This is a genomic window from Vibrio sp. 14G-20, assembly GCF_026241515.1.
In the GTDB taxonomy this organism is placed as follows: Bacteria; Pseudomonadota; Gammaproteobacteria; order Enterobacterales; family Vibrionaceae; genus Vibrio.
This window is the reverse complement of the sequence record NZ_JAPHPW010000017.1, coordinates 93,326-101,631: the sequence shown is the minus strand read 5'-3', so window position 1 is coordinate 101,631 and position 8,306 is coordinate 93,326. Positions and strand designations below refer to the sequence as shown.

The 8,306-nt window shown below is 44.8% G+C and carries 8 protein-coding genes; 3 read left to right on the top strand and 5 right to left on the bottom strand.

The genetic code is table 11. From position 1 onward, the window contains the following. Positions 1–334: 334 nt before the first annotated feature. The 5 genes from ychF to lolB all read right to left on the bottom strand — a co-directional run bounded on the left by ychF (position 335) and on the right by lolB (position 4,727). Positions 335–1,426, bottom strand: a complete 1,092-nt coding sequence (gene ychF, locus OQJ75_RS15755; protein WP_010439159.1) for a redox-regulated ATPase YchF — start codon at positions 1,424–1,426, stop codon at positions 335–337. 10 nt (positions 1,427–1,436) lie between these two features. Continuing rightward, a complete protein-coding gene (pth, locus tag OQJ75_RS15750) occupies positions 1,437–2,027 on the bottom strand; it encodes an aminoacyl-tRNA hydrolase (RefSeq protein WP_265970917.1) in 591 nt (196 codons plus the stop codon). A 208-nt stretch (positions 2,028–2,235) separates the two neighbouring features. Continuing rightward, on the bottom strand, positions 2,236–3,180 hold the full coding sequence (locus OQJ75_RS15745) for a ribose-phosphate pyrophosphokinase (RefSeq protein ID WP_004739814.1): 945 nt from the start codon (positions 3,178–3,180) through the stop codon (positions 2,236–2,238). Between the two features lie 27 nt (positions 3,181–3,207). Next, positions 3,208–4,083, bottom strand: coding sequence for a 4-(cytidine 5'-diphospho)-2-C-methyl-D-erythritol kinase (gene ispE, locus OQJ75_RS15740; protein ID WP_265970918.1), 876 nt, complete (start codon positions 4,081–4,083; stop codon positions 3,208–3,210). Continuing rightward, complete coding sequence (lolB, locus tag OQJ75_RS15735) at positions 4,080–4,727, bottom strand: lipoprotein insertase outer membrane protein LolB (RefSeq protein WP_265970919.1); 648 nt, start codon at positions 4,725–4,727, stop codon at positions 4,080–4,082. Before lolB ends, ispE begins: the two co-directional genes overlap by 4 nt. Before the next feature lie 160 nt (positions 4,728–4,887). On the opposite strand from lolB, the gene hemA reads away from it, so the two are divergent. Genes hemA through prmC form a run of 3 tightly spaced genes read left to right on the top strand, consistent with a single transcriptional unit; the run spans position 4,888 to position 8,142 of the window. Further along, positions 4,888–6,147 carry a glutamyl-tRNA reductase gene (gene hemA / locus OQJ75_RS15730; protein WP_265970920.1) on the top strand — a complete coding sequence of 420 codons (1,260 nt, stop codon included), beginning with the start codon at positions 4,888–4,890 and terminating at the stop codon, positions 6,145–6,147. Between the two features lie 28 nt (positions 6,148–6,175). Beyond that, positions 6,176–7,264 (top strand): peptide chain release factor 1, encoded by a 1,089-nt coding sequence (gene prfA / locus OQJ75_RS15725; protein WP_010439174.1) that lies wholly within the window; start codon positions 6,176–6,178, stop codon positions 7,262–7,264. Positions 7,265–7,269: 5 nt separating this feature from the next. Further along, positions 7,270–8,142 (top strand): peptide chain release factor N(5)-glutamine methyltransferase, encoded by an 873-nt coding sequence (gene prmC / locus OQJ75_RS15720; RefSeq protein WP_265970921.1) that lies wholly within the window; start codon positions 7,270–7,272, stop codon positions 8,140–8,142. The last annotated feature ends 164 nt before the right edge of the window (positions 8,143–8,306 follow it).

Sequence of the window (8,306 nt, the reverse complement as noted above, 5' to 3'; positions counted from 1 at the left end):
CCTGCGACCCCATCATTATGAGTGATGTGCTCTAACCAACTGAGCTAAGTAGCCATTTCCAAATTGTCGTTCATTTCGAGACGTTGCCGCTTCGTTGTGAACGGGGCGCATTATGCGTAGTTGAGCGAAACCCGTCAACTTTTTTTTTGAATAAATCGCGAATAAACATCTGTTCGGTTTCTTTTTAGGCAAAGAGGCGTATTTGTCGACAAAAAATAGGTCTAAAAGGCGATATATATAGGAAGTTAAGTTTCTGGTGAGGGGCAATTTAGAAACGGGAAAAACAAAAAGGCCAGTGAATTCACTGGCCTTTTTTCTAGATGTTTAATCAGAATTATACGTTGAAGCGGAAGTGAACAACGTCACCATCTTTAACGATGTATTCTTTACCTTCAAGGCGCCATTTACCTGCGTCTTTCGCACCGCTCTCACCGTTAAATTCGATGAAGTGATCGAATCCAACAACTTCAGCACGGATGAAACCTTTCTCGAAGTCTGTGTGGATCTTACCCGCTGCTTGTGGCGCAGTTGCACCTACAGGGATTGTCCAAGCGCGAACTTCTTTAACGCCAGCTGTGAAGTAAGTTTGAAGAGTCAGTAGTTCGTAACCAGAGCGGATCACTCGGTTAAGACCTGGTTCTTCGATACCCATATCCGCTAGGAACTCTTCTCGATCTTCGTCATCAAGCTCAGAAAGCTCAGATTCGATTGCTGCACAAACTGCAACAACTACGTTGTTTTCGTTTTCAGCGTATTCACGAACAGCGTCTAGGTATGGGTTATTTTCAAAGCCATCTTCTGCAACGTTTGCGATGTACATGGTTGGCTTAAGCGTTAGGAAGTTTAGGTAGCCGATTGCTGCCGCTTCTTCTTTGCCAAGTTCAACAGTACGCGCCATACCACCTTCAGTAAGAACTGGAAGTAGCTTTTCTAGTACAGTGATTTCGAATTTAGCGTCTTTGTCGCCGCCTTTTGCTTTTTTCGCGTTACGTTGAATTGCACGCTCACAGCTGTCTAAGTCAGCCAATGCAAGTTCAAGGTTGATCACTTCGATATCTTCGATTGGAGATACTTTGCCAGCAACGTGAACAATGTTTTCATTTTCAAAGCAGCGTACAACGTGACCGATAGCGTCAGTTTCACGGATGTTAGCTAGGAATTTGTTACCAAGACCTTCACCTTTAGATGCGCCAGCTACTAGGCCCGCGATATCTACGAATTCCATTGTCGTTGGAAGGATCTTCTGTGGATTAACAATTTTTGCTAATGCATCTAAGCGTAGATCTGGAACCGGAACGATACCTGTGTTTGGTTCGATCGTACAAAATGGAAAGTTTGCTGCTTCGATGCCTGCTTTAGTCAGTGCGTTAAACAGAGTTGACTTACCAACGTTTGGTAGACCAACGATGCCACATTTAAAACCCATGATATAAACCTTATTCTGCTTTGAACGTATGTAAGCGATTTTGTGCTTTTGGTAGGCCATCTTTTAATAAGATGTCTAGGCTGCGAACCGATTCGTCAACGACGGCCTCGATACACTCTTGCTCTTTTTGAGGAGCTTTGCCTAATACATAACCTGCAACTTTATCTTTGTGTCCTGGATGGCCGATGCCTAATCTAAGACGATAGAATTCTTTATTGTTACCCTGTTTGCTGATGATGTCTTTCAGACCATTATGTCCACCATGCCCACCACCTTTTTTAAACTTTCCAATACCAGGAGGCAGATCTAACTCATCGTGAGCGACCATGATCTCTTCAGGTTTAATTTGGTAGAACTTTGCTAAGGCTGCAACTGCTTTGCCTGACAAGTTCATAAAAGTCGTTGGGATCAGCAAACGAAGATCTTCACCGTGAACCATGATACGACCCGTTAGGCCAAAGAACTTTGGTTCGTTCTTTAGTGTCACGTTATATACACGCGCTAATTCTTCAACTACCCAAGCGCCCGCGTTGTGGCGAGTTTTGGCGTATTCTGGACCTGGATTAGCCAGTCCAACGAGAAGTTTTATTTGTTGGCTCAAGGTATGGATCTCTCTTGGGATTTCAAAAAGCGCCGTATGATATCACAGTTTATGAAAAAGGTGCGAGCTAGCTGATAGCTGCGCGATTATTCCTGTTTGTGATAACTAGCAGTGCAATATTACTCACACATAAAAAAAGCACTTCATTGAATGAAGTGCTTAATGTTTTTCTCTCGTGTGTTCCTAAAGCAAAGCTATTGGGCTTTGATTAGTTGAACATCGCTGAGATTGATTCTTCGTTGCTGATACGACGAATCGCTTCAGCAAGCATGCGAGAAAGGCTAAGTGTTGTCACTTTACCAGTCGCAGCCATCTCTGGAGATAGAGAGATAGAATCCGTTACGATAACTTGGTCTAGAACAGAGTTCTTGATGTTGTTCGCAGCAGTACCAGAGAAAACAGCGTGAGTTGCGTAAGCGAATACACGCTTAGCACCGCGCTCTTTAAGCGCTTCAGCTGCTTTACATAGTGTGCCACCCGTATCGATCATGTCATCAACGATAACACAGTCACGGCCTTCAACATCACCGATTAGGTTCATTACTTCAGAAACATTAGCACGTGGACGACGCTTATCAACGATAGCGATGTCAACATCACCTAGCGCTTTAGCTGTTGCACGAGCACGTACAACACCACCAAGGTCTGGAGAAACCACTACTGGGTTTTCTAGGCCACGGTTAGCCATGTCTTCTAGAAGAACTGGAGTACCGAAGATGTTATCAACAGGTACATCGAAGAAGCCTTGGATTTGCTCTGCGTGTAGGTCGATAGTAAGAACGCGGTCAACACCAACGTTAGAAAGGAAGTCTGCAACAACTTTTGCAGTAATAGGCACACGAGCAGAACGTACACGACGATCTTGACGGGCATAACCGAAGTAAGGGATTACAGCAGTAATACGGCCAGCAGAAGCACGGCGCATTGCGTCAATCATTACCACCAACTCCATAAGGTTGTCATTGGTTGGTGCACAAGTTGATTGAATCAGGAATACATCGCTACCACGAACGTTTTCATTGATTTGAACAGCGACTTCGCCATCAGAAAAACGGTCTACGGTAGCATCGCCAAGAGAGATGTATAGACGATCAGCAATACGTTGGGCTAGTTCAGGTGTTGCGTTACCAGCAAATAGCTTCATATCAGGCACGGTGGAAACCTCGGGTTGCGTCCAGTTTTAAATAGATTGTGGGTGGGCTGATTGGTATTCAGCCAGAGTTTCTTTTAAAGGAGAAATATTTCTTCCTTTCGCTACGAAAGCGGAAACTGTGTCAGGCAGTTGTTCTCGCACCAATTCGGCTTCTTTTTTGCTGTTAAATTCAGCAAAAACGCACGAACCTGTGCCAGTCAATCTCGACGGCGCGTATTGTAGCAGCCATGAAAGTTGCTTATCAACCTCTGGGTACAGCATTCGCACAATTTTTTCGCAATCGTTTACGTATTCTTGCTCTAGAAGCGTTGATAGCGCTCGCTTTGGCGTGTTTCGAGTTAATTCTGAATGTGTAAATATGTCTACAGTTGCTATGCTCACTTGAGGCTTGACCACAAGATACCATTTTTCATCCGGATTAGCGGGCTGTAGTTGTTCTCCAACCCCTTCAGCAAAGGCGGAGTGGCCTCGAACGAAGACTGGAACGTCAGCACCAAGCTTCAAACCGATCTCGGCGAGTTGATCATCTGACAGGTTGAGCTGCCATAAATAATTCAGAGCGACCATCACTGTTGCTGCATTTGAAGAGCCTCCACCAATACCACCTCCCATAGGCAGCACTTTCTTGAGTTCAATATCCGCACCGAAAGAGGTTGAGGTATATTGCTGAAGCGCAGTAGCGGCTTTCCAGATCAGGTTGTCTTCAAGTGCTACCCCAGGAATTTCTGGTGTGATTGTTATCGAGTTAGTTTCTGAGTTTGCGGTAACCGTCAGTTCATCACCAAAATCGACAAACTGAAATAAAGTTTGAAGTTCGTGATAGCCATTGTCACGTCGACCAGTGATATAGAGAAATAAATTCAGTTTAGCCGGAGAAGGCCAATGGGTTGGCGTTGTTATCATTTTTTCAGTGTCCACTTCGAAACTACAATGTTGATTTTGTTATTGTCTTGCTTGAATGACAATCGAGTAGGGAGTGGGATTGTCTCTACCTTAGTGTTGTCTTCATCCGATAGTTGCTTATTCGGCATCTCTGTATTGCGATAGTTAGCAAAACTCAGTGTCCATAGTTGGTTGCTGACTTGTTTGGAGAGAGATTCAAGCGTGTTGGTGGTGTTCAATTGGTAGCTATCGGCTTGGTCTGGAATGCCAAGGAACCATTGTGGTAGATGATCAATAGGGATCTGTAAGCCTGTCAGCTGCTCAACCAAGACTGAAGCACTCGCATGAGTAAATACTTGATCATCATAGGTCACGACTTTTGCACCTGATGGATCAATGGTTAGGTTCAATGCAGTTTGACCGAGAAAAGTCGTAAGCCTTAATTGACTTTGATTTGGTGAATGCTTCCAAATGAAATTTAGGCTTTGGCGTTGCTCTGGGGAAATGTAAGCGAGCTTGCCTGAGGCTTGATAGTTGTCTATCTGTAAAAGCCGATCTTGATGACTTTGCCATTCAACGCTGGTTGGTTGTTCTGGGATAGACGAGCAACCCACCATAATTATGGCCATAAAAATAAGAGACGTGATTTTGAGAAGCTTGCTCATATTTGCTCACAACTTGTTCAAATTTATCTAAAAAACGCTTCAACTATAGCATTGAATTCACGAAGTCAGGAAAACAAATCCTGCTTGCTCTTTAAATAGAGCCATGCATCAAGTAAAATTCGCCCCTTGTTTCCATTCCCTGATCGAGAACTTCTGATACATGTCTTTGCTTGCCGTAGGTATCAATCACAATACAGCGTCGGTTGAATTGCGAGAAAAAGTCGCTTTTGGTCCAGATAAATTATCTGAGGCACTCAAGCAACTTAACGCAAATGCACACGTAAATGGAAGTGTCATACTTTCTACCTGTAATCGAACTGAATTGTATTGTGACGTCAAAGGCGTGGCAAAAAACAAGCTCATCGATTGGTTGTCAGTTTTCCATCAAGTGAGCCCTGAAGAGCTAAAACCGAGCATTTATGTCCATGAAGAGCAGGCGGCGATTAAACATTTAATGCGCGTAGCTTGTGGCTTGGACTCTTTGGTATTGGGTGAACCACAGATCTTAGGTCAGGTGAAGCAAGCTTATACAGACTCGCGAGAGAACAAATCTGTTGATGCTTCAATGGAAAAGCTGTTCCAGAAATCATTCTCTGTCGCGAAGCGTGTTCGAACTGAAACGGAGATCGGCGGAAGCGCGGTTTCGGTTGCTTACGCAGCTTGTACGTTAGCCAAACACATCTTTGAGTCGATTGCCGATTCAACCGTGTTATTGGTGGGTGCGGGTGAAACCATTGAGTTGGTGGCTAAGCATCTTTCAGCGAATGGTTGTACCAAGATGATAGTTGCTAACCGTACTCGTGAGCGAGCTTTAGGGTTGGCTGAAGAGTTTGGTGCTGAAGTGATCAGCCTCAATGAGATCCCTGATCATCTGCATCGAGCGGATATCGTGATCAGCTCAACCGCAAGTCCGTTACCTATCATTGGTAAAGGTATGGTTGAAACTGCACTGAAAACAAGAAAACATCAACCTATGTTGTTGGTTGATATCGCAGTTCCTCGCGATGTTGAATCTCAGGTCGGTGAATTGAATGACGCCTACCTTTATTCAGTGGATGATCTGCAGTCGATTGTTGATGGCAACATTGAACAACGCAAAGTGGAAGCGATTCAAGCGGAAGCAATAGTTAGCGAAGAAAGTGCGGCGTTCATGAGTTGGATGCGTTCACTGCAAGCAGTAGACAGTATTCGTGACTACCGTAAATCGGCTAACGAAATCCGAGAAGAATTATTAAGTAAGAGTTTACAATCGCTTGCCGCTGGCAGTGACCCTGAAAAAGTCTTACTTGAGCTGAGTAATAAGCTCACAAACAAATTGATCCATGCTCCAACGCGCGCACTTCAAAGTGCAGCTGAGCAAGGAGAACCTGCAAAATTAATGGTCATTAGACAGAGTTTGGGCTTAGAAAACCCTCAATAATATTAGACCTCCAACAGAATAAGACATTATGAAAGCCTCGATTCTAGTAAAGCTTGAAACACTTGTTGAACGCTATGAAGAAGTTCAACATCTACTTGGTGATCCAGATGTAATCGGGAATCAAGACAAATTCCGTGCACTTTCTAAAGAGTACTCTCAACTAGAAGAAGTGACGGCTTGCTTCCAGTCATACCAGCAAGCTCAAGAAGATCTAGAAGCTGCTGAAGAGATGGCAAACGAAGATGACGCTGAAATGCGTGAAATGGCTCAAGACGAAATCAAAGACGCAAAAGCGGCGATTGAACGTTTGACTGATGAGCTACAGATTCTTCTGATTCCAAAAGATCCAAACGATGAGCGTAACTGTTTCCTTGAAATCCGTGCAGGCGCGGGTGGTGATGAAGCGGGTATCTTCGCGGGTAACCTGTTCCGTATGTACTCTAAGTTTGCTGAGAAGAAAGGTTGGCGCGTTGAAATCATGAGCAGCAATGCTTCTGAACAAGGCGGCTACAAAGAGATGATTGCTAAGGTTAGTGGCGACGCTGTTTACGGTACAATGAAGTTTGAGTCGGGCGGTCATCGTGTACAACGTGTACCTGAAACCGAGTCTCAAGGTCGTGTTCACACGTCAGCATGTACGGTTGCAGTTATGCCGGAAATTCCAGAAGCGGATCTTCCAGAAATCAAAGCGGGCGACCTTAAAATTGATACTTTCCGTGCATCAGGCGCGGGTGGTCAGCACGTTAACACCACGGATTCAGCAATCCGTATTACTCACTTACCAACGGGTACAGTAGTAGAGTGTCAAGACGAGCGTTCTCAGCATAAAAACAAAGCGAAAGCGATGGCTGTTCTTGCTGCTCGTATTGTTCAAGCAGAAGAAGAGCGCCGCGCGGCAGCGGTTTCTGACACTCGTCGTAACCTGCTAGGTTCTGGTGACCGTAGTGACCGTATTCGTACGTACAACTACCCACAAGGTCGTGTTTCGGATCACCGTATCAACCTTACTATCTACCGTCTTAACGAAGTTCTGGAAGGTGACATGCAAAGCCTGCTTGATCCTGTACTTCAAGAGCACCAAGCTGACCAGCTTGCTGCACTTGCAGAACATAACTAACCTGTATGCAGTCAGCATATACGGTTGAAAGTGCTTTAAAAGCGGCAATCGTAAAGCTTCAAGAGGGTGATAACACATCACCCTCTGTTGATGCCGCGGTACTGCTTTGTCACGCCTTAGATAAACCAAGATCTTACCTACTGACTTGGCCTGAGAAGCATCTCACCTCAGAGCAAGAGTCTGAATTCAATGCTCTTCTAAAACGTCGCTTAACCGGTGAGCCTGTGGCTTACATTATCGGTGAGCGTGAGTTTTGGTCACTGCCGTTAAAAGTTTCCCCTTCTACATTAATCCCACGCCCAGATACCGAGCGTTTGGTTGAGGTGGCTTTGGATAAAACTTACGGCAAGCAAGGTGCGATTCTGGATTTAGGGACAGGTACAGGTGCTATCGCGTTAGCATTGGCATCAGAGATGCCGAATCGACAGGTAACGGGGATTGATCTTCGTCCGGAAGCGCAACAACTTGCGACAGAAAACGCACGACGCCTGAATATCACCAACGCCACCTTTTTACACGGCAGTTGGTTTGAGCCTTTGAACCTAGCTAACTCTGAAAAAGAAGCGGTGAAGTTCTCGTTGATTGTCTCTAACCCTCCATACATTGAGAAGAATGATCCTCATTTGTCTCAAGGCGATGTGCGTTTTGAGCCAATCACAGCACTGGTTGCTGAAGAGAAAGGACTCGCGGATATTCGATACATTTCTGAAAATGCACGTGGCTTTTTGGAAAATGAAGGCTGGTTGGCATTTGAACACGGTTACGACCAAGGTTTGGCAGTACGTGAGATTATGCAGGCGCTCGGTTATCTCGATGTGGTTACAGAAAAAGATTACGGTGGTAATGACCGAGTGACATTGGGTCGTTATTGTTCATAGTGATTGTTCATAGGCTGCGGTTAATCATCTTGTGAGCAATAGATGATGAACTTGCTAAATTGATACCTTTAACTCGACAATACATTTCACTCGGTGATGCATTTAACGCAGAAATACAGAGCATTAACGGGTATTGTGTAGCTCGTGTTAGCGAAAGCACATAT